At 57.1% G+C, this 24440-nt stretch carries 22 protein-coding genes; 17 read left to right on the top strand and 5 right to left on the bottom strand.

Going from position 1 to position 24440, the window contains the following annotated elements; genetic code table 11:
- Positions 1–54 precede the first annotated feature (54 nt).
- From KOSB73_RS18115 to KOSB73_RS18165, 11 genes are all read left to right on the top strand, one after another.
- The gene (locus KOSB73_RS18115; RefSeq protein WP_004136727.1) at positions 55–438 is read left to right on the top strand and encodes a VOC family protein; all 384 of its coding nucleotides are present in this window, start codon (positions 55–57) and stop codon (positions 436–438) included.
- A gap of 30 nt (positions 439–468) precedes the next feature.
- Positions 469–1107, top strand: coding sequence for a CatA-like O-acetyltransferase, family 1 (locus KOSB73_RS18120; protein ID WP_024357953.1), 639 nt, complete (start codon positions 469–471; stop codon positions 1105–1107).
- Between the two features lie 308 nt (positions 1108–1415).
- Positions 1416–2639 carry an SfnB family sulfur acquisition oxidoreductase gene (locus KOSB73_RS18125; RefSeq protein ID WP_098140769.1) on the top strand — a complete coding sequence of 408 codons (1224 nt, stop codon included), beginning with the start codon at positions 1416–1418 and terminating at the stop codon, positions 2637–2639.
- A gap of 1 nt (position 2640) precedes the next feature.
- The gene (locus KOSB73_RS18130; RefSeq protein WP_004136721.1) at positions 2641–3315 is read left to right on the top strand and encodes a methionine ABC transporter permease; all 675 of its coding nucleotides are present in this window, start codon (positions 2641–2643) and stop codon (positions 3313–3315) included.
- 22 nt (positions 3316–3337) lie between these two features.
- On the top strand, positions 3338–4114 hold the full coding sequence (locus tag KOSB73_RS18135; protein WP_004136719.1) for a MetQ/NlpA family ABC transporter substrate-binding protein: 777 nt from the start codon (positions 3338–3340) through the stop codon (positions 4112–4114).
- Between the two features lie 62 nt (positions 4115–4176).
- Positions 4177–5223, top strand: coding sequence for a methionine ABC transporter ATP-binding protein (locus KOSB73_RS18140; protein WP_049088706.1), 1047 nt, complete (start codon positions 4177–4179; stop codon positions 5221–5223).
- A 149-nt stretch (positions 5224–5372) separates the two neighbouring features.
- Positions 5373–7076, top strand: a complete 1704-nt coding sequence (locus KOSB73_RS18145) for an ABC transporter substrate-binding protein (protein WP_064411041.1) — start codon at positions 5373–5375, stop codon at positions 7074–7076.
- 42 nt (positions 7077–7118) lie between these two features.
- Entirely contained in the window at positions 7119–8078 is a 960-nt protein-coding gene (locus KOSB73_RS18150) for an ABC transporter permease (protein WP_004136715.1), read from the top strand.
- On the top strand, positions 8078–9025 hold the full coding sequence (opp4C, locus tag KOSB73_RS18155; protein WP_032711019.1) for an oligopeptide ABC transporter permease: 948 nt from the start codon (positions 8078–8080) through the stop codon (positions 9023–9025). The genes KOSB73_RS18150 and opp4C overlap by 1 nt, the downstream gene beginning before the upstream one ends.
- Positions 9022–10002, top strand: a complete 981-nt coding sequence (locus KOSB73_RS18160; RefSeq protein ID WP_098140770.1) for an ABC transporter ATP-binding protein — start codon at positions 9022–9024, stop codon at positions 10000–10002. Before opp4C ends, KOSB73_RS18160 begins: the two co-directional genes overlap by 4 nt.
- Entirely contained in the window at positions 9999–10964 is a 966-nt protein-coding gene (locus KOSB73_RS18165) for an ABC transporter ATP-binding protein (protein ID WP_049103580.1), read from the top strand. Before KOSB73_RS18160 ends, KOSB73_RS18165 begins: the two co-directional genes overlap by 4 nt.
- Before the next feature lie 74 nt (positions 10965–11038).
- On the opposite strand, the gene KOSB73_RS18170 is transcribed toward KOSB73_RS18165, so the two are convergent.
- Together KOSB73_RS18170 and KOSB73_RS18180 are read right to left on the bottom strand one after the other, a co-directional pair.
- Complete coding sequence (locus KOSB73_RS18170) at positions 11039–13444, bottom strand: membrane-bound PQQ-dependent dehydrogenase, glucose/quinate/shikimate family (RefSeq protein WP_098140771.1); 2406 nt, start codon at positions 13442–13444, stop codon at positions 11039–11041.
- 793 nt (positions 13445–14237) lie between these two features.
- Positions 14238–15146 carry a DUF535 family protein gene (locus KOSB73_RS18180; protein WP_004136711.1) on the bottom strand — a complete coding sequence of 303 codons (909 nt, stop codon included), beginning with the start codon at positions 15144–15146 and terminating at the stop codon, positions 14238–14240.
- A 306-nt stretch (positions 15147–15452) separates the two neighbouring features.
- Here KOSB73_RS18180 and KOSB73_RS18185 point away from each other — a divergent pair, with 306 nt between their 5' ends.
- Both KOSB73_RS18185 and KOSB73_RS18190 read left to right on the top strand, forming a co-directional pair.
- A complete protein-coding gene (locus KOSB73_RS18185) occupies positions 15453–15593 on the top strand; it encodes a hypothetical protein (protein ID WP_004102786.1) in 141 nt (46 codons plus the stop codon).
- 278 nt (positions 15594–15871) lie between these two features.
- Positions 15872–17209 (top strand): L-cysteine desulfidase family protein, encoded by a 1338-nt coding sequence (locus KOSB73_RS18190; RefSeq protein ID WP_004136709.1) that lies wholly within the window; start codon positions 15872–15874, stop codon positions 17207–17209.
- Positions 17210–17301: 92 nt separating this feature from the next.
- On the opposite strand, the gene KOSB73_RS18195 is transcribed toward KOSB73_RS18190, so the two are convergent.
- Positions 17302–18720 (bottom strand): Na+/H+ antiporter NhaC family protein, encoded by a 1419-nt coding sequence (locus KOSB73_RS18195; protein ID WP_004136708.1) that lies wholly within the window; start codon positions 18718–18720, stop codon positions 17302–17304.
- A complete protein-coding gene (locus KOSB73_RS18200; RefSeq protein WP_024357945.1) occupies positions 18713–19900 on the bottom strand; it encodes a trans-sulfuration enzyme family protein in 1188 nt (395 codons plus the stop codon). Before KOSB73_RS18200 ends, KOSB73_RS18195 begins: the two co-directional genes overlap by 8 nt.
- 467 nt (positions 19901–20367) lie before the next feature.
- Between KOSB73_RS18200 and KOSB73_RS31170 the strand changes: the two genes are divergently transcribed.
- Both KOSB73_RS31170 and cspF read left to right on the top strand, forming a co-directional pair.
- Positions 20368–20538, top strand: coding sequence for a YnfU family zinc-binding protein (locus KOSB73_RS31170; RefSeq protein ID WP_216356110.1), 171 nt, complete (start codon positions 20368–20370; stop codon positions 20536–20538).
- 170 nt (positions 20539–20708) lie between these two features.
- A complete protein-coding gene (cspF, locus tag KOSB73_RS18205; RefSeq protein ID WP_004136705.1) occupies positions 20709–20921 on the top strand; it encodes a cold shock-like protein CspF in 213 nt (70 codons plus the stop codon).
- 48 nt (positions 20922–20969) lie between these two features.
- On the opposite strand, the gene KOSB73_RS18210 is transcribed toward cspF, so the two are convergent.
- Entirely contained in the window at positions 20970–21842 is an 873-nt protein-coding gene (locus tag KOSB73_RS18210; protein ID WP_024357944.1) for a LysR family transcriptional regulator, read from the bottom strand.
- A gap of 106 nt (positions 21843–21948) precedes the next feature.
- Here KOSB73_RS18210 and budA point away from each other — a divergent pair, with 106 nt between their 5' ends.
- Together budA and alsS are read left to right on the top strand one after the other, a co-directional pair.
- Positions 21949–22728, top strand: coding sequence for an acetolactate decarboxylase (budA, locus tag KOSB73_RS18215; RefSeq protein ID WP_004136703.1), 780 nt, complete (start codon positions 21949–21951; stop codon positions 22726–22728).
- Positions 22700–24418, top strand: a complete 1719-nt coding sequence (gene alsS / locus KOSB73_RS18220) for an acetolactate synthase AlsS (protein ID WP_155551938.1) — start codon at positions 22700–22702, stop codon at positions 24416–24418. Before budA ends, alsS begins: the two co-directional genes overlap by 29 nt.
- Positions 24419–24440: the final 22 nt, after the last annotated feature.

The raw sequence follows: 24440 nt of genomic DNA on the forward strand, positions 1-24440 counted from the left end.
CATAATCGTGCATTACGGCCCTGACTGTCAACTCACCCTATCAAGAGGTTTGCTATGAAAATTGCCCACATCGCCCTATGGACCCGCCAGCTTGAGCAACAGGCCCGTTTTTGGGTGTCGTTCTTCGACGGCGAGATCAATGAGAAGTACTGCAGCCAAACCAACCCCGGTTTTGAGTCCTTTTTTGTCAAGATTGGCGACAACATTGCTATCGAGCTGATGACCAAGCCGGGACTGGTCGCACTGACGGCGGATAATAACCATACCGGCTGGGTGCATCTGGCGATAAGCGTTGGCGGCGCGGAAAATGTCGACAGGCTGGCGAAACGCGCCGACGCCCAGGGAATACTGGTTTCCCCGCCGCGAACCACCGGTGACGGCTACTACGAAGCGGTGATCAAAGACCCCGATGGCAACCTGATCGAAATCGTCGCATAGTGAAGGAAAGTCAGCCAACAGGAGAGGCCCGTGGCCAACTATCGCATAATCGACAAACAACGCTGGCCGCGAAAAGATCATTTTGATTTTTATCGCGGTTTTGCCAACCCCAGCTTTAATCTCTGCGTTCCCGTCGAGGCGCAGCGGCTATACGAATGCGCGAAAGATCGCGGCGTCTCTTTTTTCCAGCTGGCGCTCTACGGGCTGGTGCGCGCGGCAAACGACGTGCCGCAGCTTAAACAGCGGCTGCTGGACGACGAGATTATCGAATATGACCAATTGGCGGTGATGACGCCGGTAATGACCGCGCAGGAAGGTTTTCGCCAGGTCTGGTGCGATAACGCCGCCGATTTTGCCGCCTTTAGCGCTGCCGCTACGCCGAAGATTGACGCGGCGAAACGGACCGCGCCGGCGCCGCTTATCGTCAACGGCGAGAACTTCTTCTGCGCCAGCTGCCTGCCGTGGCTGCATTTCAGCGCCATGACTCACGCCGAGTATTACGTTGGCGCGGCGGTGCCCGCCCTCACCTGGGGCAAGCTGAAAAACGGCATTATACCGGTCGCGGGCAGATTCAATCACGCCTTCGTCGACGGCCTGCACGCCAGTCGTTTTTTCGCCCGCGTCGAAGAGGGGTTTGCCGAACCGGATATCCTCTGGCATTCGCGCTAGACAAACCGGTTACGCCAGCACGGCATCACTTCCTCTTTCATCCACATCCTGCCGCGGTCTTCCGGGGCGATATGCGCTCCCTCTGATTTCCACACTGTTGCAAATCCAACACCCTGGTGAATTCAGGTTGCAATTGCAGCAGTGCATAAGCCCAGAAAAAAATCCATCTCATTGATTATTAATCTTTTAAATCTCAAAAACGTTCTGGCATAGCCTTTGCTTTAGCTGTCATATAACCCACAGGAATTATTAAGTATTTACTTAGCTATTTTTAGCATATGCCGTTTGTTTAACCATGAGAAGTGACTATGCCCGACGATAAACCAATCATTCACTACACCCGCGAGCTTCCAAAGGCGCACGTTATTCGCAGCGATGACGAAGCTATCGCTATCGCCCATGAGATTGCCGCGGTGCTGCAGCCCGACGCTGCACAACGCGATCGCAGCGGCATCGTACCGGCGGAAATTATCGACACCTATTCCAACAGCGGCCTGTGGGGTATCACCGTCCCGCGACAATGGGGCGGAGCCGAGGTATCCGCCGCCACGCTGGCCCAGGTGATAGCGATTATTTCCGCCGCTGACCCGTCGCTGGGGCAAATTCCCCAGAACCATTACTGTCTTCTCGAGGATATCCGCCTCCAGGGAAGCGAAGAGCAGCAGGCATTTTTCTTCGATCAGGTGCTGCAAGGCTATCGCTTTGCCAATGCCCTTTCTGAAACCGGCGGCAAGACGGTACTCGATATCCGCACTCGCCTGGAGGCCAGCGAACGCGGTCTGCGCATTACCGGTCGAAAAGGCTACTGCACCGGTTCGCTCTACGCCCACTGGATCGGCATTCTGGCGCTCGATGCAGAGAATAACGCGCAGCTGGCGTTTGTGCCGCGCGAATCGTCAGGGCTGACGGTCATCGACGACTGGGCCTGCCTCGGCCAGCGCACCACCGCCAGCGGAACGGTCCTGGCGGAGAATCTTGTCGTCGAGCCTTTCCACCTGTTCCCGACGTGGAAATCCTACGCGACGCCAACCCTTGCCGGGCCGTTTGCCCAGCTCACCACCGCCGCTATCGACCTGGGAATTGCCCGCGCGGCGCTTAACGACACGGTGAACTTTGTCAGCCAGTTCGCCCGCCCGTGGATCGATGCCGGCGTGGAGCGGGCCAGCGAAGACCCGCTGACTATCTACCATATTGGCCAGCTTGACAGCCGGCTGGCCGCCGCCGATGCGCTGCTGGAGCGGGCCGGTAAAGTGCTCGATCGCTATAAATACGAACTGAGCGAGGATAACGTTGCTCAGGCGTCTATCGCCGTGGCGCGCGCCAAGGTCTTTACCACCGAAGCGGCGCTGGAAGCCGCCAGCCGCCTGTTTGAGCTTAGCGGCACCCGCTCAACCAGCATCGCCCTCAATCTCGATCGCCACTGGCGCAACGGCCGCGTCCACACCCTGCACGATCCGGTGCGCTGGAAATATCAGCTGCTGGGCAACTGGGTGCTGAACGGCATTCCTCCACAACGCCATGACTGGAACTGAGATGAACGGCGCGCTGGCTTTTTTCGCTGCTATCGACTGGGGCGACGTGGCGCAGGCCAGCCTCGATACCTTGACCATGCTGGGCTGGTCGCTGGGCTTTACCGTGCTGATTGGCCTACCGCTGGGAATTGTGCTCTATCTCAGCGGCCAGCCTCGCCTGCTCCATGCTCCGCGCCTCTATCGCCTGCTGTCGCTGGGGGTCAACGTTCTGCGCTCGCTGCCCTTCATCATTTTATTGATTGTGATGATCCCGGTGACGACGCTGATTACCGGCACCTCGCTGGGCGTTGAAGGCACCATTCCGCCGCTGGTTGTCGGCTGCGCGCCCTTCTTTGCCCGGCTGGTTGAGACCGCGCTGCGCGAGGTGGAGCACGGTCTGGTGGAGGCCAGCTGGTCGATGGGCGGCAACACCTGGCAGCTAATCTGGCACACCCTGCTGCCGGAGTCGCGCGCCGGGCTTATTGCCGCCGTGACCGTGACGGCGATTTTACTGGTCGATTATACCTCCATGGCGGGGGTCATCGGCGGCGGCGGGCTAGGTGACCTGGCCATCCGCTTTGGCTATCAGCGCTTCCAGACGGACGTGATGGTAATAACCGTTCTGCTGCTGATTGCTCTGGTGCAGATAGTACAGATGAGCGGCGATCGTCTGGTGAAGGCGATGAGCCGCAAATAACAATAGCTTCAGGAATAAGACAATGAAAAAAACAACACTCGCAGCCGGGCTCCTGGCCCTCTTCGCTTTATCCGCCAGCGCCAACGAGACGCTGACCGTGGGCGCGACGCCGGTCCCCCATGCCGAAATTCTGGAGTTCGTTAAGCCCGAGCTGGCGAAACAGGGGGTCGATTTGAAAATTAAAGTCTTCAACGACTTTATCCAGCCCAACCAGCAGCTGGCGGAGAAAAATCTGGACGCCAACTACTACCAGTACCGCCCTTTCCTCGATAACTACAACCAGACCCGCCACACCCATCTGCTGCCGGTGGTCGGCGTGCATATTGAACCGTTTGGCGCTTATTCGAGCAAATATAAAACTATCAAAGAGGTACCGGATGGCGCCACCGTTGCCATCCCGAACGATCCGGTGAATACCGGGCGCGCGCTGGTGATGCTCAGCAATGCCGGGTTGATTACCCTGAAAAATCCGCGCGATCCGCAGTCGGCGACCAAAGATATCACCGCCAATCCGCACCGTTTTAAAATTCGCGAGCTGGAAGGCGCGATGCTGGCGCGGGCGGTGAATCAGGTCGATCTGGCATTTATCTTCGCCAACTATGCGCTGGAGGCTGGAATTGATACCGATAAGGCGCTGCTGGTGGAAAAAGGTAGCGATCTGTACGTCGAGTATCTGGTGGCGCGTCCCGACAACATCAACGATCCCGGCATTCAGAAGCTGGCGAAAGCCCTGAACTCAGACCGCGTGCGCAGCTTCATTCTCACCCGCTATAAAGGCAAAATCCTGCCCGGTTTTTAATCGCCGGATGTTCATCGGCAGCCTGCGGGCTGCCGCTTAATTTCGTTAACAGAGCCGCCATCGTGACGCAAAAACCCAACCCCACAACGCATATTCAGTTGAGCCAGATAAGTAAAGCCTACCCCAACGGCGTGCAGGCGCTGCGGGATATTAATCTGCAGATAGCTCAGGGAGAAATCTTCGGCATTATTGGCCGCAGCGGCGCCGGAAAATCAACCCTGCTGCGCCTGTTCAACCGTCTGGAAAACGCCGACAGCGGTGAGATTACCATTCACGGCGAACATACGCGGCACTACTCCCGCAGCCAGCTGCGCGACCTGCGCCGGCGGGTCGCGATGATCTTTCAGCACTTTAATTTAATGGCGACCAAAACGGTGGCGCAGAACGTTGAGCTGCCGCTGAAAATGGCCGGCGTACCGCGCGCGGAAAGGCAGAAACGGGTTGATGAGATCCTGGCGCTGGTCGGCCTCAGCGCCCTGCGCGACAGCTGGCCGGCCAAGCTTTCCGGCGGCCAGAAGCAACGTACCGGTATCGCCCGCGCGCTGGTCACGCAGCCGGAGATCCTGCTGTGCGACGAAGCCACATCGGCCCTCGACCCGGAAAATACCCATGCGGTGCTGAAACTGCTTAAAGAGATCAACCAGCGCCTTGGTTTGACCATCGTGCTGATCACCCATGAGATGGACGTTATTCGCACCCTCTGCGACCGGGTCGCGGTGCTTGAGCACGGAGAAATTATCGAACAGGGCGAAGTGTGGCGAGTATTTGGTCATCCCGGACATGCTGTCACGCGAAGCCTGCTCGGCACGCTCCATCATGACCGCGCGGAAGAACGACTCTCGCTGAGCGAAAACCAGCAGCTGGTCACGCTGCATTTTGACGGCAGCAGCGGGCAGGAACCGGATTTACAGCGCATCGCCGCGCTGCTGGGCGCCGATGCCCGCCTGTTATACGGCAGCTGCGAGCAGATTCAGGGACGGGTGATTGGGCAGCTGCGGATACGCCTGGCGAAGCCGCTGGCAAATCCTCATTTACAGCAGCATGCCGGCTGGGTGGCGGACCGCTTAACCCTTTCCGGCGATACGGCAGCAGAGAATGCTGGCGCTTAGCACAAAAATGGCAGATTAATGCCAAATTATGGCTAATGCTAAATTGCTATAAGCCATAGCCTTTCGTTGTTAGACAGGCCGCGGTGCGCCTCTTATCTTTCGTCATGATTTGTAAATACTCTACGCAATCAATTGATGAGGGAGCACTTTTGTCCAGACTACTGCACGGGTTACAAACCAAACAAACGCGGTTCGCGCTTGCTCTGAAGATAGCGTTGCTCGGCGGCGCGGTGGCATTTTCTTCTGTCGCCATCGCCGACGACATTTTAAAAGAAGGGATCACCCCGGCCAGCGATGCCAGCCAGATCCCCGCGGCCGCGAAGCTGCGCAAAGATACCGTCGTGGCTGGCATCTCCGAGCCGCAGGGTATTTTTAACCCCTACTTCTTCGTCAACGGCTGGGATGAGAACGTCACCAACGTCATTTTCTCGCGCCTGATCGACTGGGACAGCCACGGCAAGCTGGTGCCGGGCCTCGCCGAAAGCTGGACGGTCAGTCCGGATAACAAGGTCTACACCATCAAGCTGCGTCCCAATCTGACCTTTAGCGACGGTTCGCCGCTGACCGCCGAGGATGTCGCCTTTACCCTCACCGTGCTGCTGGACCCGAAATACGATGGCGATACCGATATTACGCTCGCCAATATCGCCGGCGGCGCGGACTACAAGGCGGGCAAAGCCGATAGCGTCAGCGGCCTGAAAGTGGTTGACCCCTTAACGCTCCAGGTAACCACCACCCAACCGGGCGCGACGACGCTGGCAAAAATTGGCGGCCCGGTCCTCTCCAAAGCCTATTACGGCAAAGGCTACCAGCGCGGCAATCTCGATTATCTGCGCACCCTGCACGGCAAACCGCTGGGCAACGGTCCTTACGTTTACGACAAATACATCCCCGGCCAGGAGATTCGTTTCCACGCCAACAGCCATTTTTATCGCGGAACCCCGCCGACTCCGCGCTTTATCTATCGCGTGACCAACCCGTCGACCAATTTCCAGCTCTTCCAGACGGGCGAAACCGACTACGACGCCTTTACCTCGCGTCCTGACGATATCGAACAGCTAAAAATGCTCGGCTTTGCCAATATCAACCTCTACGGCTCCAGCGACTACAGCCAGGTGGAATTTAACGTCCGCCGCCCGGCCTTACAGGACGTCAAGGTACGCCAGGCGCTCATTTACGGCCTTGACCGCCAGAAGCTGATCGATGTGGTCTACCAGGGCTACGGTAAAGTGGCGATTGAGCCTATCGCGCCGATCTCCTGGGCTTACAACGCCGACGGGGTTAACCCGTATCACTACGACCCGGCGCAGGCGAAAAAGCTGCTTGACGAAGCCGGCTGGAAACCGGGCGCGGACGGTATCCGCGTTAAAGAGGGCAAACGCCTCGAGTTAACCCTGCTGGTCAGCAAAAAAGTGCTCAACGATGCGCTAATCCCCATCGCCAAAGAGAACTGGCAGCAGATTGGCGTGCTGTTAAAACCGCAGGTGGTCGATTTCAACGCCCTGATGGCGCAGCGTAAATCGGGTAATTACGACCTGGCGTCGTTCAGCACCAGCACCCTTAACGACCCGCACGATGGCGTCTGGGATTTTTACAGCGCGGAAGCGAAAGAGTCCGGCTATAACAACCCGCAGGTTGATAAGCTGATAACCGAAGGCAACTCGGTGCTCGATGTGGAAAAACGTAAGCCTATCTACCACCAGCTGTATCAGGTGCTGGCGCAGGACCCGCCGGTGATCCTTCTCGGCTACCGCGAAATTCTCTCGGCGAGCAGCGCCCGGGTTAGCGGCTTCAAACCGGATATCTACAACGGCCTGACCGGCAGCCTGCCGGATGTCAAAATCGTTAAGTAATCCTGAGCCGCCGGGCCTCCCGGCGGCTGACGTGAGAATGTCATGAGAAATTTCATCCTGAGACGGCTGCTGCAAACGCTGCCGATGCTGCTGCTGGCCTCCTTTATCATTTTTATGCTGTTTGCCAAAACGCCGGGCGATTTTATCGATGGCAATATCACCCTCACCGCCGCTCGCGCCGCCGAACTGAAAGCCATTTACGGCCTGGATCAGCCGCTGCTCACCCGCTATCTCCATTGGCTCGGCCAACTGCTGCGCGGCGATCTGGGGTTCTCGCTGCAGTACCAGATCCCGGTCAGTCAGTTGCTCAACCAGTACATATGGAACTCCTTCCTGCTGGCCAGCGTGGCGCTAGTGTTCTACTGGGGAATTGGCCTGACGGTGGGCGTGATCTCGGCGCTGAAGCCCAATTCTGCGTTCGATCATCTGGTGAGCGTCGCGGTTTTCGCCGCCATGTCGTTCCCGACCTTTTTCCTCTGCCTGCTGCTGATCAAATGGTTCGCCGTCGATCTGCACTGGCTGCCGGTGGGCGGCATGACCAATACCGGCAGCGACGACAGCGGCTGGGAGTATGTGCTGCAGGTCGCCGCCCATCTGGCGCTGCCGGTACTGGCGCTGGTGATGCTTCAGGCGGGCAGCCTGACCCGCTATTTTCGCGCCAGCATGCTCGAGGTGGTGAAAATGGATTTTATCCGCACCGCCCGCGCCAAAGGGCTGCGTGAACGCACGGTTATCCTCAAGCACGCCCTGCGTAACGCCCTGCTGCCGATCATCACCCTGCTCGGCTTCGAGCTTCCGGGACTGTTCTCCGGGGCGATCATCACCGAAAAAGTGTTTAACTGGCCGGGAGCCGGGCATATTCACATCGATTCGCTGGCCGCCCGCGACTACCCGGTATTAATGGGCTTCACCCTGTTTCTGGCGGTGCTCACCATTCTTGGCAACCTGATTGCCGATGTGCTCTACGCGTGGGCCGACCCGCGCATTCGCGTGAGGTCATGATGCTTAGCTCTCTGTTCTCTTCCAACCGACGCCTGCGCAAGGCGGAAATCCCGGCGCTGGCCCAGGTGACCCCGTCCCCCTGGCGTCAGGCCTGGCGGGCGCTGCGCCGCAACCGGCTGGCGATGCTGTGCCTGCTGCTGCTGACGATTATGGCCCTCTGGTGCGTCCTGGGACCACTGTGGTCGCCGTGGCAAGACGACGCCACCGACGCCCTGATGATCAACAAGCCGCCCGGCGCGGCGCACTGGCTGGGCACCGACTTTCTCGGTCGCGATATCTATACCCGCCTGCTGCTGGCCGGGCGCATTTCACTGATTATTGGCCTGCTGACCATGCTGCTGTCGGTGGCCCTTGGCTATCTGCTCGGCGCGCTGTCGGGCTACGCCGGCGGCCTGACCGATAAACTCATCATGCGTTTTGCCGACCTGGTGATGACCATCCCCGGCCTGCCGCTGCTGATTGTCGCGGGCGCGATGCTCTCCGAACTCGATTTCTCGCCGGACTCACGCATCTATATGGTGGTGATTATGCTGAGCCTGCTGGAGTGGCCGAAGCTGGCGCGGCTGGTGCGCGGACAGTGCCTCTCCCTGCGCGAGCGCGACTTTATGCTGGCGACCCAGGTACTGGGGCTGTCGGCGCGACGCCGCCTGTTTGGTCATCTGCTGCCGAATACGGTACCGATTCTGGTGGTGATGGCGACCATGGCGGTGGCTAACGCCATCCTCAGCGAGTCGGCGCTTAGCTACCTCGGGCTTGGCGTGGTGCCGCCAACGCCGTCGTGGGGCAATATGATGGACGCCGCCAACAGCCTGATCGACTTTCAGCGCCGTCCCTGGCTGTGGATGCCGCCGGGGATCGCCATTTTTATCACCGTTATTGCCATCAACGTGCTGGGCGACGGCCTGCGCGACGCGATGGATCCCAAAATGAAACAGAGGCTGAAATGAGTCGCCCGTTAATTACGTTTAATCAGCTTTCGGTCTCGTTTGCCGCCGACAAAGGCCGGGTACGCGCGGTGCAGGAGGTGTCGTTCACTATCCGCGCCGGGCAGACCGTTGGCGTCGTTGGCGAATCCGGCTGCGGTAAAAGCGTCACCGCCCTGTCGTTAATGGGCCTGCTGCCGCCGCAGGCGGCGCACATTGACGGCGGGGAGATACTTTTCGCGGGACAGGACCTGCTGCGGCTGAAAAACGCCCATATGGCCGATCTCCGCGGCAATCAGCTGGCGATGATTTTTCAGGAACCGATGAGCGCCCTTAATCCGGTACTCACCGTCGGCGAGCAGCTGTGCGAGCCGCTTATTCGCCACCGCGGCGAGTCGCCGAAGCTCGCATGGCAGCACGCTATCCAGCTTCTGGCTGATGTCGGACTGGCGCGCGCGGATAGCCTGATGGCCAGCTATCCGCATCAGCTCTCCGGCGGCATGCTGCAGCGGGTGATGATCGCCATGGCGCTGAGCTGCCAGCCGAAGCTGCTGATTGCCGATGAGCCGACGACCGCGCTGGACGTCACCGTGCAGGCGCAGATCCTGCGACTGCTGCGCGACCAGGCGCGGGCCAACCGGATGGCGATGATGCTGATTACTCACGATCTCGGGGTTATCGCGCAGATGGCCGAACACGTGGTGGTGATGTACGCCGGGCGTATTGTTGAGCAGGGCGCGACTGCCGACATTCTGCGCAACCCCCAGCATCCCTATACCCAGGGGCTGATTGCCTCGCGCCCTGTGCCGGGGGAGCGGCGGCGACGCCTCTACTCAATCCCCGGTCAGGTACCGGACCTCGCCGCCCTGCCCGTCGGGTGCGCCTTCGCCGAACGCTGCGCCAACGCGACCGTACGCTGCCGCCAGGGCGTTCCGCCGCTGGTGGGTCAAACCCAACAGGCGGCCTGCTTTTACAGTGAACTCGCGGAGTCCGTGGTATGAGTCATGAATACATAATTGAAGTGGATGGGCTGAAAAAGCACTTCCCGCTGCGCGATGGGCTATTCGGTCAACAGACCGGCGAACTGCGGGCGGTGGATGGCGTGAGCTTTAAGATTCGCCGGGGCACGATTTTTGGCCTGGTGGGCGAATCCGGCAGCGGGAAAACCACCGTTGGCCGTACGCTGCTGGGGCTGTATGAGAAGACCGCCGGTAGCGTCAAGTTTCGCGGTCAGGAGCTTTCGGAACTGTCACCGCGGGCGATGCGCGCGCTGCGCCCGAAAATCCAGCTGGTGTTTCAGGATCCCTACAGTTCGTTAAACCCGCGGATCCGCATCGGTGACGCCATCGGTGAAGCGATGCTGGAGCACAAGCTGTGTCGCCGGGAGGAGCTGTATGACAAAACCATTGACGTCATGCGCATCTGCGGTCTTGCGCCGCAGCACTACCACCGCTTTCCGCACGAGTTTTCCGGCGGCCAGCGCCAGCGCATCGGCATTGCCCGGGCGCTGATCTTAAACCCGGATTTTATTATTGCCGATGAGCCCATTTCGGCCCTCGATGTATCGATTCAGGCGCAGATTATTAATCTGTTTTCCGATCTGCGCGACGACCACGGGGTGACGTTTTTGTTTATCTCCCACGACCTCGGCGTGGTAGAGCATCTGTGCGATGACGTGGCGGTGATGTACCTCGGCCAGCTGGTGGAGACCGCCGGTCGCGATGCGCTATTCAGCCGACCTTTGCATCCGTATACGCAGGCGCTGCTGGCGGCGGTCCCGACCCTCGACCCGGACAGCGAGCCGCTGGCGGTGGTGCAAGGTGAAATACCCGATCCGTCGAGGCCGCCCGCCGGCTGCCGCTTTTCCTCCCGCTGTCCGCAGGCCAGCGACCGCTGCCGGCGCGAGATCCCGCTATTAAGGGAGGTCGCCGACGGCCACCGCGTCGCCTGCCATGCGGTTTAGCGTCGGCCAGGCTTCAGACCATAAAAAAGCCGCCCACAAGGGGCGGCTGCTTCGTAAGCACAAATCGGGGTTAATTACTCCTCCAGCGCGAAGGCGATAATATCATCGCCCACGTCCGGCGAGTGGCTGGCGCCCCCGGCGGAGATCACCACGTACTCTTTACCGGTTTTCGGTGATTTATAGATCAGCGGCGCCGCCACGGCGCCTACCGGCAGACGGGCGCGCCACAGCTCTTTACCGGTGGCGGAATCCAGCGCGCGCAGGTAGTTATCCTGGGTTCCGGCGAAGAACACCAGGCCGGATGCGGTTGACGTCGGGCCGCCCAGCGTCGGCATCCCCAGCGGGATATGCATATGCGTTTTCAGCCCCAGCGGCCCGGTATCCTCCACCGATCCCATCGGTACCTGCCACATCAATTGACGGGTATTGAGATCGATGGCGCTCATGGTGCCAAACGGCGGGGTATTACAGGGGACGCCCAGCGCCGACTGCAAAATATCGATCCGCACGCCGCCGTATGGCCCGGCGATTTGCGGACGCACGGTCCCCATAAAGCCCGGCACCTCGTCGGTGGAGACTTTATATTTCGCCATGTCCTCTTTACGCACCAGCGACATTCTCAGCGGCATACGCATATCGTTGACGAACAGCGTTCCTGTACGCTCATCGATAGTGATGCCGCCCCAGTTCATGCCGCCCAGCAGGCTCGGCCATTCGATATACGGCTTCTCTGACGGCGGCGTGTACATCCCCAGATACGTCGATTCTTTGAAATCGATACGGCACATCAGCTGATCGAACGGCGTCACGCCCCACATGGATTTCTCGGTGAGCGGCTCGACGCCCAGCTGCGGCATACCGGTGGAGAACGGCTGGGTGGCGGAGAGGTGTTCGCCTTCCGCGCCGTCGTGGGCGACGGGCCGTTCTTCTACCCGGGTCACCGGCTTACCGGTGCGCCGGTCAAGCACGTAGATTTGCCCGGTTTTGGTGGTCTGGATCAGGACCGGAACCTCTTCGCCCCGCTCATTTTTCATATGGAACAGCACCGGCTGCGACGGCAGGTCGTAATCCCAGATATCATGATGCACGGTCTGGAAGACCCACTTCGTCTCGCCGGTGCTGGCGTCCACCGCCACCACGGAAGAACCGTATTTCTCTTTGGCCGCGTTGCGATCGCCGCCCCAGTAGTCCGGCGGACCGTTACCGGTCGGCAGATAAATCAGGTTCAGCTCTTTATCAAAGCCCGGCACCGTCCAGACGTTCGGCGTTTCAAGGGTGTAGACGCGGCCTTTTACCGGGTCGGTAACGTTTTCTGGCTGGCCGACGTCCCACGCCCACACCACGTTTCCGTTTCGTACGTCAAACGCCCGTACCACGCCGGAAGGTTCGCCGTGCACGATATCGCGCACCCAGCCGCCGAGAACCGCAATATGCCCCATAATCACCGGCGTCGAGGTCGGGTGGTATCGCTTGCTGTTTTCGGTATTGTCCATCCCCTGCTTCAGATCGACGCTACCGTGATCGCCGAAGTCGTCGCACGGTTCGCCGGTTTTGGCGTTCAGGGCGATCAACCGCGCGTCGACGGTCGACACCAGGATACGCTGCGGGCACTGCAGCAGCGCCGGGCTGGCCTTCTCTTCCGCGCTCAGCGAATCATCGCTTTGTACATCGTAATAGCCAACGCCGCGGCAGGTGACGTGTTCGGCGGTACCTGCGTGCGGGTCAAAACGCCAGCGCGCTTTACCGGTATCCGCATCCAGCGCGGTGACAACGTTCAGCGGCGTACAGGAGTAGAGCGTGTCGCCAATTTGTAGCGGGGTATTTTCATCGACGCCAATGCCGGCGCCGGTAAGACGGCGGCCGGTGTGGTACGTCCAGGCGACTTTCAGATTTTTGACGTTTTGCGGGGTAATCTCATCGTACGGCGCAAAACGGGTGCCGGAGGCATCGCGACCGAAAAACGCCCAGTTATCGCTTTTCGACGCGAGGGTCGGCGTTGCGTCGCCGCTCGCGTTGACTACGCCGTTATGAATGGCGCCGTGCGGGTAAAACGCCGATACGAGGGTCGCCAGCAGCATGAGGAAAATCGCCGAGGCGCTCCAGTTGGCGTAGCGCCGCCGCGCAGGCCGCATCGGCAGCGTCGCCGCCAGCCACAGGGCCAGCATCAGCATCAGCGCGGGAACCACCAGCCGCGGGATCAGGCCCCAGTAGCTGAACTGCACTTCATACAGCGCCCAGCAAAGGGTCAACAGGAAAGTCAGAATGGCAAAAGGCAGGACATAGCGGCTGCGGATTAGATAACCGACGGCGATGAGCAGATAAGCGAGACCGGCTAACAGGTACCAGGCGCTGCCGCCGAGAGAGAGGAGTTTGCCCCCCCAGAGAGTGAAAAAGAGTCCAATGCCAAAGCTGAGTAATACAAAAAGTAATCGGTAAACGGTGAAGAAAACCCCTCTCCCGCTACCTTGTCGTTCGTCCATAGTTCATTCCATACGACTTCAGTCGAAAAAACCAAAACATCTAATATAAATAGCGCCTTATCGAACAGATAAGAGCACAGACCACATATCATGTTGGTTGGACGCTCCCGGACAGAGCGAAGAACGTAAGGAATTATATTCATTTGTAAAAATAGTGTAAAACTATCACGCATGAAATGTTTAAAATTTTTTAATTTATAAAAGTAAGTTGCGCGGATACCAGGCTATAACGACTGCCGCAGGGCCGCGTGGCGCCCGACGTTCAGCCTCCCTGGCGCCGGAGATATCAGCCGTGCCTGCGATGGCGAGCGAGTAAAACCCAGCTAACCCAGCCTCCATCGCAAAACGATCTCTCGCTGAATACCGAAACCCTGAACGATGGTGCTGGTGAAAACCCGCCTCCGGAAATGGGGACTGTTGAATCAGCGCAACAGCAACGGCTCGCGGTGCCGTACGGCGCAACGGTTATTTAAAACGCCGAATGGCGATTCGCTGACTGGATGCATCAATATTCAGAGGCAGCATGTCTTTAAATCGCAACAACGACGGACGCGTCAGTAATGCTGAAACGGATCCTTTCATTTTTGGCATGAATAGCCAGATGCGTTTTTATCGTCATATTATCTGCGCCCCCAGGAGATCTCTACAATTGGCCTTATCTCTCTTAACTATGCCCATTGCTTTAAGGTTTCTCAGCTTTCCTGTTATGAAATTATTGTCCATCAGCGCAGGTTTACCCCGATATTGCCGGTGGGCAGCCCCCCGCCCGCCGGCAAATACGCAGCGAGGGTAATTAGCCGTTACGCTTGACGCAAATATCGCGTAGCGCGGCGGCAAGATCCAGCTGTGCGAGCTCTTTCAAGCCTTCTCGCTTGATAAACTGGCTGCGGTGCTTGCTTTTAACCTCTTCCAGGCTTTTCTTTATCTCGCTCGGCGGTAATTTATACCAGCCGCGACGATGCTTCTCGCCGCCAATTTCCAGCCAAAGCTCAGAATAACTGGTTTTTACTCTCTCACTTTTAACATGATAATGGCTGTCAATCGCATAGATCTCCTTGATATTGAAATGCGATAAAAAGCCGTACAGCAGCGTGATAATTAAGTTTTTAGGGCGGATGCCGTAAAGCTCTTTGGTCAGCGCCTTCACTTCTTCATTATCAATGTCTTTCCCCCCCTGGATCCCGCCAATCCACGCCTGACCATCTGCGGTACAGGAAAAACAGATACTGTAGACGCGCCTATCGCCGAGGAACATTAACAGCATCAGCTCCCCCTCCTCCTGAAAAGGCGATGCCAGAAGCTTCACATCAATACAGGTACCGTTTTTCAGCGGAATAGCGATTAATGAACGACCGAACGCCGCCATATCGTACAGCTGCGGCAACGCCTCGGGACGGAAGGTTTTCTCTATAAAATTCAATGCGCCATGAGCAATATTGAGTTTCGCTCTTTTTGACATTTTTTTATTTAAATAGGCTTTGAAGGGTTTATCTTCAAAGTTAACCAGCCCCTCGGTTGCGCCGGTTAATTTCGCGCAAGCGTAGTTTTCACATAATGTCTGATATTCCTTATATTTCCCTCCGATTAGCGATATCTCGCGGCATTTACGCAATGCCTTTTTATAGTTGAGTTTAACGTGACAAATAAATTTATTATTTTTCCGCCATTCTTTGATAGCGGCTACTGCGGTTGTCGAAGCCATTGACCATAATCCATAGATACATCCATAAGCCCGCCAATATTAGCATAGTTTATACAAGTCAATGTTTAACTTACCGGTCGTTGTCGATTCGTTTAATAAATAATTTGCTCAGCGCTAAAATAAGCGCCGCCAGATTCTGAAATAGTCTTTCAACTATTATTATTGGTAGGTTGCCGGCTATTTCCTGCTTTAACAGAACCTACCCGCACTTACCGCTCTGTGCGGCCGGCGCGCGCGCCGGGTGCATCCCCCAGCCGTTTTGCCTATACTTGCTCACGGTCAAAACTGAACTTAAGTGGGTAACGCATGGAAATTGATCTCGATAACCTGGTCTTTAGCGGACTGGAAGAAGCGCAAGAGCGCAACGCTGAACGTCTTGAAGATGCCGATAAAAAAGCGCAGGCCATTGTTGCCGACGATGACTGCGGCGACGCCTGTAAGATCTAACCGCTAAACCGGCAATCCTGCCGGTTTTTTTGCCCGCCTCGCCGCCCCCCGTCGGCCTTAAAAGCGTCTTCAGCGCGTCTTTCAAAGAAAATTTTTCTCCGGATACGCCATTTTACAAATTTAACCTGCAACTTTTTTCTCTGCCGGGTGCGGTAATATTCTGACTATCGTCCCTGTCGGCCATACTGCCCTCCCTCGGCCCACAGGCGTAAATCCACGTCGGGAAAGGACGTCTTCGCTCGACGGACATTTTTCTGTACCGACCCAGAGGCTCAGTCATGTCATACCGGGAAAATCATGCTCAATGGAACGCCTTTATTCACGCCCTGAAACAGGAAGTCAAACCCGCGCTGGGCTGTACCGAACCGGTCTCCGTCGCCCTCGCCTGCGCCGTGGCCGCGCGGCAGCTCTCCGGCGCGGTGGTGCGTATTGAAGCGGCGGTTTCGCCGAATTTAATGAAAAACGGCATGGGCGTGACTATCCCGGGGACGGGAATGACCGGCCTGCCTATCGCCGCGGCCCTCGGCGCCATCGCCGGCGATCCGCAGGCAAAGCTCGAGGTGCTGAAGAGAGCCACCCGGCGGGAAATGGAAGCCGCCAGGGCGCTGCTTGAGGCCGGCGCCGTGCGCGTGGTACTGCAGGAGCCCTGCGATGAGATTCTGTACGTTCGCGCTAAGGTCTACGCGGGGGATGAGCACGCGACGGTGACCATCATCGGCGACCACACCAACGTCGTGGCCATTGAAAAAATGGGCCACTCCCTGTTTATCAAGCACGAAAGCGCGGCCAGCGATCGTGGCGTCGACCCGCTGACGCTGGTTGCCCGCAGCTCACTGCGCGATATCTATGATTTCGTTTGCGAGGTTCCGCCGCACGAGATCGCGTTTATTCTCGAGGCGGGCGCGATGAACGACGCCCTGTCAAAGAAGGGCCTGGTTAAGGAGTGGGGTTTGCATATCGGCCCGACTCTGAAGCGCCAGGTCGACAACGGGCTGGTTTCCGACGATATGTTTACCGAGATCCTCTACCGTACCAGCGCCGCGTCGGATGCCCGGATGGGCGGCGCATCGCTACCGGCGATGACTAACTCCGGTTCCGGCAACCAGGGCATTACGGCGACCATGCCGGTGGTGGTGGCCGCCGAACGTCTTAACGCCAGCCGGCAGCAGCTGGCCCGCGCGCTGGCGCTCTCGCACCTGGTCGCCATCTATATCCATTGTAAACTCCCGCGCCTGTCGGCCCTGTGCGCCACCACCACCGCCGGGATGGGCGCGGCGGCGGGGATTATCTGGTTAATGAACGGCAGCTTTGACACCATCGCCATGGCGATCAACAACATGATCGGCGACGTCAGCGGCATCATTTGCGATGGCGCTTCCGGCAGCTGCGCCATGAAGGTCTCCACCAGCATCTCTTCCGCCTGGAAAGCGATTCTGCTGGCGCTGGATAACTCCGTCGTTTCCGGCAACGACGGCATCGTCGATCGCGATGTGGAAAACTCGATTGCTAATCTTTGCGCCATTGCCGGGCGGGCCATGCAGCACACCGACCGGCAAATCATCGAAATTATGGCGCACAAGCGTTATCAGGCGGTAAGCGCCGGGAACGAAGCATAACGCGGGGTGAAATATTCTACACTGGCGTTATTTACCGCGGCGCATTTTTTGGAGCAATAACTTTAGGCGTAACCCGTTCTTAACCCTATGAATTAAAGAGTAAAACCGACGATTAAATAAACCATGAGCGCCAGGCTCCCCGTCACCAGGGCATAGGGCATTTGGGTACGAATATGCTCAATATGGTCGCAGTTGGTCGCCATCGAGGCGACGATAGCATCGCTGGAGATCGGGGACGTCATATCGCCAAAAATTGAGCCGGAAATCGCGGCGCCAATCATAAAGTGCGGATCGATGCCTAATGAGACCCCCAGCTGAACGCCGATCGGGATCATAATGGCGAAGGTTCCCCATGAGGTGCCCGTCGCCAGCGACATGACCGCAGCAATCAGAAAGATAAAGCCGATCGAGAATCCGGAGGGGATCACGCCGGAGGTAATGGAAGCGATATACTGCCCGGTATTCAGTTCCGCTGAAATATGCCCCATCAGGAAAGCCAGGATCATGATTGAGCTAATTTTCACCATGCTGGCGTAGCCGATATACAGCTCTTTGAAAAAGTTCTCAACGTTCAGAATACCGCGCGCGCGGAACCAGATAAAAGAGACGACGGTACCAAACATGACGCCGGAGTAGACCGACATCGAACCGCTGCCTTTGGAGAACTGTCCATCGCCGGTGATATATAGCACCACCGGAACCATTAAGACGGTGGAAAGAATCGGAATAAAGAAGTTGAGCAGCGAGTGACAGGCCGGGTGATCGATAACCGGGTCCGCTTCGTCTGCCCCCTGCTCTTGCTCGATTTCCATCAGCGCGGTTTCAAACTTTAGCTCCGCCTTTTTCATCGGCCCCCAGCTGCAGCCGGAGAGAATATAAAACAGCACCGAGGCTAATGAAAACCAGGCCATCGTGTTCCAGATCATCGAGCTTGCCAGGACTTCAAAAGGCTCGCCGGTCAGGTAACCCTGCGCAATCTGCACCCCGATAACGCCCATCATCGCCGCCCCCCAGCCGTTGATCATCACCGACGAGCAGACCGATACGCAGGAGGTCTGGATAATATAGGACATCTTTTCCGGCGAGACTTTATAGCGCCGGGCCAGGTTTTTTGTCGAAGCGCCGGCGATCAGCTGGTTTATCGAGCTCTCGATAAAAATCAACGAGGTCACCAGCATCGCCAGCAGCTGTACCGATTTTTTATTGGTGACAAAATCGTTTTTTTCCGAGAGAAACTGCACCAGTTTACGCACCCCGCCGGTCACCACGATCAGCCGCATAATGCCGCCGATCATCACCATAAACACAATCGTTCGCGCGTTACCGGCGGAGGCGAAGGTTTCGATAATCCCGTTCAGGGTGCCGCCAATCCCCTGAATAATACTGTGGTTAATCACCGCGTAGCCGACAAAAATACCGGTCAGCAGCGAGAGGATCACCTGGCGGGTCAGGATCGCCAGAATAATCGTGACCAGCGGGGTAATAATCGTCCAGATACCGTAGTCATGCATGATGATTATCCTGTGTGATGTCCATAGCGGCGAAAGCGCTCTCCAGGTCTTGCAGCAAATCATCGATATGTTCGATGCCGACGGAGAAACGCAGCGTCGTGTCGTAAACCCCGATGGCTTCCCGCTCCTCTTTTGACATCGCCCCGTGGGACATGGAAGCCGAATGGTTGATCATGCTCTCCACTCCGCCCAGCGATTCCGCCAGCACAAAATAGTGCAGACCGCCAATAAAGCGTTTCAGGCTCTGGATATCTCCCTTCAGCGTCGCGGTCACCACCGCGCCGCCCGAACGCATTTGCTGCCTGCAAAGCTGATGCTGCGGATGCGACGGCAGGCCCGGGTAGTAGACGCTGGCTATCGCCGGATGATTTTCCAGATATTGCGCTACCCGTAGCGCATTGCCGCACTGACGCGCCATGCGCAGATCCAGCGTTTTCATGCCGCGCAGGGCAAGATAGGCATCGAATGGCGAAGCAATAGAGCCGAGTGTGGTTTTAATGAAATCAAGACGGGACGCCAGCGCTTCATTATTAGTGATCACCGCGCCGCCAATTAAATCTGAATGCCCGCCGACATATTTACTGGTAGAGAGCATGACCATATCCGCACCCATTTCAAGCGGCTTATGGTTCCAGGCGCTGGCAAAGGTATTATCGACGCAGGTAGTAATAGCGCGTTCTTTGGCAATACGACAAACCTTCGCAATATCGACCAGTTCCAGTAAGGGATTCGTCGGCGTTTCAATCCAGATTAACGCCGTATTTTCCTGAATAGTGTTTATCAGGCATTGCTCATCATTCAGATCGATATAAGAAATCGTGACGCCGGTGGTATGCGTTTTTAATTTTTCAAACAGCCGCCAGGTTCCGCCGTAGACGCCTTTCATCGCGATAATATGGGCGTCTTTGGGTAAGAGCTCCATAACGATATTGGTCGCCGCCATTCCCGAGGCGGTGGCGGTGGCGTAAATGCCGCCTTCCAGTTCGGCGAGAGCCGATTCATAAGCTTTACGCGTTGGATTAGAGACCCGGGAATAACAAAAATCGCCACCTTCATACAGATTAGGTTGAATAAATGAGCTGGCCGTGACGATCGGGGTAAATATAGCATGGGTTACCGGATCGGATTGATTTCCAGCATGAACCGCCAGGGTAGCAATATCTTTAGTTCTGGTTTTCATAGGGTACACTCAAATTATTATCAGATATAAAATGTCATGAGCTCTTATTGTCATGGTCAGCGCAGCTGGCGAATAAAACAACCGCCAAAACTCCGTTTAATAGCCTAAAAAATATGACTAGCGCATCATTAACAGCGTGATTTGCGTTGCCCGACTACCGTTAAAATATATATCAGGCGCGAAAGAAAATTTTGCCTATTTTCCCTCTAATCAGGGAAAAATGGAGAAAAACGTTCTCTGGCAACCAAAACTCGTATCTTTTAATGCATTGATATAAAACGATTTAATTTTAGAGGGTGATGGTAATCACAAAAAATAGGGGAAAATTCCTCTCTTGCGCGCCTGGCCAGGCCTGGGTTTGCGCGCTCTTCCGCTCGTCACCCGCGCCGCTGGCTGCACAGAATGAGTTAGAGCTATTTGCCGCGAAATGCTGTATGGTCATACACTCTTAAATCAGGAAATATCATATGTCAGAACGCAAAGACGCTAAAACTCGCCGTAATTATCTCGTTAAATGCTCCTGCCCTAACTGCTCTCAGGACTCAGAACACAGCTTCAGCCGAGTCCAAAAAGGTGCGCAACTCATTTGCCCCTACTGCCATAAACTCTTTCAGTCCTCATCACGATCCGCTGCATAATTATTCCCTTGCCAGATGCCGATTGCCGCGCGTGATTGCGCAATAATCAGCCAGCGCCGAACTCATTTGGCAAAAAAAGCCCGCCTGCGCGGGTTTTATTTTGATTTGAATAGACTTCCCGCGCGCTTACGGTATAGTCGTGCCGGTTTTCATATTTAAAAGGTATTTATTTGTTCCAAAAAATGACAGGTATTGTCAAAGCGTTTGATAATAAAACAGGCAAAGGCCTGATAATCCCCTCCGATGGTCGTAAAGATGTTCAGGTTCATATTTCCGCATTATCGCCCGGCGAACCAACCACAATCAGCCCCGGAATCCGCGTCGAATTTCGTCGAGTCAACGGACTGCGAGGCCCAACCGCCGCCAACGTCTACCTTTCTTAAACAGTTTTAAAAAGCGTTAAATATTTCCTGTCGTCGTCACCCCGCCGGTTAAAACATGGCCAAAAAACGCTTCACCGTGCGCGAGCGCTCGTAGCGCCGCCAGGCGATAGCGATATCGGTTTTCAGCGGCGTCCCCATCAGCGGATGATAGCTCACGTTGGGCAGCGTGATGCAGGTCATCGACTGCGGCACCAGCGCAAAGCCGAATCCGGCCTCCACCATGCTCAATGACGATGAAATTTGCGATGACTGATAGGCGCTTTGCATATCAATACCGGCGCGCAGATAGCTGTTATACACCAGTTCGTAGAGTCCGGGAGCCACTTCACGCGGGAAAAGAATCGGCGCCACGTCCGTCAACTGCTCCAGCGTCAGCTCGCGGTGGGACGATAGCGGGTGCGAACGCGCCAGGGCAATCACCATCGGTTCTTGATCGATAATCCGCAGATTGAACGCTTTACTGCTCTCACAGGGCAGGCGCACAAAAGCAATATCCAGCTCCGCTTCGCCAAGCGCCCCCATCAGCGTCGCCATATTGCCCTCGACCTGATGTAACGTCACCCCCGGGTAACTTTGCTGAAATTGCTGTAACAGGCTAAAGATTTGCGGATGAAAAGCGTCGGAGCTGGTAATGCCCAGCGAGAGGCGACCGTTCAGCCCGCGGGCAATTCCCTTGGTTTTTTCCAGCGCCGCGTCGCTTAACGCCAGAATCTGGCAGGCATCCTCATAGAACGACTCCCCCGCTTCCGTCAGCTCGACGCCCCGCGTTAAACGGCGGAAAAGCGGTGTGCCAATTTCTCTTTCAAGCCTTTGAATTTGCTGGCTTAGCGGGGGCTGGGAGATGCCAAGTTCTTTTGCCGCTTTAGTGAAGTGCCGCGCCTCGGCGACGGCGACGAAGTAGCGCAGATAACGAAGTTCCATATCGAAAACGTCTCAAACAATCATAGATTCTATATTGGAACTGTGAGCTGAATCGGGTCAACATTTATTTAACCTTTCTGATATTCGTTGAACGAGGAAGTGGGCAATGAACCATTCTGTTGAATGCTCTTGTGAAGAGAGCCTGTGTGAAACTCTACGAGGATTTTCCGCGCAACATCCCGATAGCGTCATCTACCAGACCTCTCTGATGAGCGCGCTGCTTAGCGGCGTTTATGAAGGTAATACGACCATCGCCGATTTGCTCACCCACGGTGATTTCGGCCTCGGGACCTTTAATGAACTGGACGGCGAGCTGATCGCGTTTAGCAGCGAAGTTTACCAGCTGCGCGCCGACGGCAGCGCCCGCAAAGCCCGTATGGAACAGCGTACGCCGTTCGCGGTGATGACCTGGTTTCAGCCGCAGTATCGCAAAACGTTCGATAAACCGGTCAGCCGCGAACAGCTGCACAACATCATCGACCAGCAAATCCCGTCGGACAATCTGTTCTGCGCCCTGCGTATTAACGGCCATTTTCGCCACGCCCATACCCGCACGGTACCGCGCCAGACGCCGCCCTACCGGGCGATGACCGACGTACTCGACGACCAGCCGGTTTTTCGCTTCAACCAGCGCGAGGGGGTCCTGGTTGGGTTCAGAACGCCGCAGCATATGCAGGGCATTAACGTGGCCGGCTACCACGAACACTTCATCACCGATGACCGCCAGGGCGGCGGCCATCTGCTCGATTATCAGCTCGACCACGGCGTGCTGACCTTTGGCGAGATCCACAAATTGATGATTGACCTTCCTGCCGATAGCGCCTTCCTGCAGGCGGATCTGCATCCAGACAATCTTGATGCCGCCATTCGCTCAGTCGAAAACTAAGGAGATTCTCGTGGATAATCAACATCAACCGCGCCAGTGGGCGCACGGCGCCGACCTCATCGTCAGCCAGCTTGAGGCCCAGGGAGTACGCCAGGTGTTCGGCATTCCGGGGGCCAAAATCGATAAAGTCTTCGATTCGCTGCTCGACTCCTCCATTCGCATTATCCCGGTGCGCCACGAAGCCAACGCCGCCTTTATGGCCGCCGCGGTTGGCCGCATCACCGGCAAAGCGGGCGTCGCGCTGGTCACGTCCGGACCGGGCTGCTCTAACCTGATTACCGGGATGGCAACGGCCAATAGCGAGGGCGACCCGGTGGTGGCGCTGGGCGGCGCGGTAAAACGCGCCGATAAGGCCAAACAGGTGCATCAGAGTATGGATACGGTGGCGATGTTTAGCCCGGTGACCAAATACTCGGTGGAAGTCACCGCGCCGGAAGCGCTGGCGGAGGTTGTCTCCAACGCGTTTCGCGCAGCCGAGCAGGGACGCCCCGGCAGCGCCTTCGTCAGCCTGCCGCAGGACGTGGTCGACGGGCCGGTCCACGCCAGGGTTCTGCCCGCCGGCGATGCGCCGCAGACCGGCGCGGCGCCGGACGAAGCCATTGCGCGAGTCGCGAAGATGATTGCCGGCGCGAAAAATCCGATATTTCTGCTCGGCCTGATGGCCAGCCAGACGGAAAACAGCGCGGCGCTGCGCGAATTACTGAAAAAAAGCCATATCCCGGTAACCAGCACCTATCAGGCCGCCGGCGCGGTCAATCAGGACCACTTTACTCGCTTCGCCGGGCGGGTTGGGCTGTTCAACAACCAGGCAGGGGATCGACTCCTGCATCTCGCCGACCTGGTCATCTGCATCGGCTATAGTCCGGTGGAGTACGAGCCGGCCATGTGGAATAACGGTAACGCTACGCTGGTGCATATCGACGTGCTGCCCGCTTACGAAGAGCGTAACTATACCCCGGACGTCGAGCTGGTCGGCAATATCGCCGCCACCCTGAACAAACTGTCTCAGCGCATCGACCACCAGCTGGTGCTGTCGCCGCAGGCCGCCGAGATCCTGGTCGATCGCCAGCATCAGCGGGAGCTCCTCAACCGCCGCGGCGCGCAGCTGAACCAGTTCGCCCTGCATCCGCTGCGCATCGTTCGCGCCATGCAGGACATCGTCAATAGCGATGTCACCCTGACCGTCGATATGGGGAGCTTTCATATCTGGATCGCCCGCTATCTCTACAGCTTCCGCGCCCGTCAGGTGATGATATCCAACGGTCAACAGACCATGGGGGTGGCGCTGCCGTGGGCGATTGGCGCCTGGCTGGTCAATCCGCAGCGCAAAGTGGTTTCCGTTTCCGGCGACGGCGGTTTCCTGCAGTCCAGCATGGAGCTGGAGACCGCCGTACGGCTGAAAGCGAACGTCCTGCATATCATCTGGGTCGATAACGGCTACAACATGGTGGCGATTCAGGAGGAGAAAAAATACCAGCGGCTCTCCGGCGTTGAGTTCGGCCCGGTGGATTTTAAAGTCTATGCCGAAGCCTTCGGCGCCAAAGGGTTTGCGGTAGAGAGCGCCGAAGCCCTTGAGCCGACGCTGCGGGCGGCGATGGACGTTGACGGCCCCGCCGTCGTGGCCATCCCCGTGGATTACCGCGATAACCCGCTGCTGATGGGCCAGCTCCATCTCAGTCAAATACTTTGAGTCACTACAGAAGGAATCTATC

Origin of the sequence: Klebsiella grimontii (assembly GCF_900200035.1) — a bacterium.
GTDB classification, from domain to species: Bacteria; Pseudomonadota; Gammaproteobacteria; order Enterobacterales; family Enterobacteriaceae; genus Klebsiella; species Klebsiella grimontii.